We start from the raw sequence: 609 nt of genomic DNA on the forward strand, positions 1-609 counted from the left end.
ATAATCCACAGCACTTTAGTAAATTATAACAAATAAATTGATGAAGATTTTTATATCTTCATTATACGAGGTGATTATATGAAAACAAATCGAGGTGCAATTCTTCTAATATCTGCAATCAACAAAGAGATTAATTTTTTATTTGATAATCTACTTTCAGAATTAGAAATTACAAGAACAGAAAGTTTATATCTTCGTATAATATATGAAAATCCAGGAATAACACAATATGATATTGCAAAATTAAGAAAACTTGAAAAATCTTTAGTAACTAAATATGTCACTAATTTAGAAGATAAAGGTTTAATCGAAAAAAAAGCATTAGATAAAAGAAGAAAAGGTTTATATCTTATTGATGATGGAAAAAAGGCAATCACATTTGTTGATAATTTTTTACCTGAATTGCAAAAAAAATTTCAAGGTTTATTTTCTGATAAAGAACTTGAAATCTTTGTATCGTTTTTAGAAAAACTAAATACAACACTACAAGAATTTAACGGAAGAGAGTTTTGATAAAACTCTCTTTTTTATTTTTACAAAAAATAAAAAAGATTGGCAACTTCCTATCCTCCCAGGGGGCTGCCCCCCAAGTACTTTCAGCGTTTATGG

At 26.4% G+C, this 609-nt stretch carries 1 protein-coding gene; it reads left to right on the plus strand.

The features are described 5' to 3' along the window. The first annotated feature begins 78 nt into the window (after positions 1-78). Positions 79-513: a MarR family winged helix-turn-helix transcriptional regulator gene (locus L992_RS13015; protein ID WP_047396689.1), complete on the plus strand. Its 435-nt coding sequence runs from the start codon at positions 79-81 to the stop codon at positions 511-513. Positions 514-609: the final 96 nt, after the last annotated feature.

This window comes from Cetobacterium sp. ZOR0034, from assembly GCF_000799075.1.
GTDB lineage: Bacteria > Fusobacteriota > Fusobacteriia > Fusobacteriales > Fusobacteriaceae > Cetobacterium_A.